This window comes from Sinorhizobium sp. 7-81, from assembly GCF_030124405.1.
In the GTDB taxonomy this organism is placed as follows: domain Bacteria; phylum Pseudomonadota; class Alphaproteobacteria; order Rhizobiales; family Rhizobiaceae; genus Sinorhizobium; species Sinorhizobium psoraleae.
On the sequence record NZ_JASKLT010000093.1, the window covers coordinates 1 to 433 of the forward strand.

The 433-nt window shown below is 59.1% G+C and carries 1 protein-coding gene; it reads left to right on the plus strand.

The genetic code is table 11. The annotated features are described in order from the left end of the window. Positions 1-13 precede the first annotated feature (13 nt). Positions 14-433 (plus strand): cupin domain-containing protein, encoded by a 420-nt coding sequence (locus QN224_RS34250; protein ID WP_283980189.1) that lies wholly within the window; start codon positions 14-16, stop codon positions 431-433.

The window sequence follows — 433 nt, forward strand, 5'->3', positions numbered from 1 at the left end:
AAGGAGTTTCGACATGATCAAGTCAATCTTTGCCGCCGTTGCCATGACGGCTCTCTTGTCCGCTGCCGCCGCTGCTCACGACGTCGGCGATAAGGATGCAACGGTCACGCTGGTTTACGAGCACGAACTGCCGAATGTTCCGGGCAAGAGCATGAAAGGTGTTCTCGTTGAATATGGTCCCGGCGGCTTCTCCTCGGCCCACACGCATCCGGAGTCGGCCTTCATCTATGCGACTGTGCTGGAGGGCGCCATCCGCAGTCAGGTCAACGACGGTCCCGTCAAGACCTACAAGGCGGGCGAGAGCTTCTCTGAAATGCCGGGAGACCGCCACGGTGTCAGCGAGAATGCCAGCGAGACCGAACCGGCGAAACTGCTGGCTGTTTTCGTCGTCGACAGCAGCGAGAAGGAACTGACCTTCCCGATCAAGGAGTAG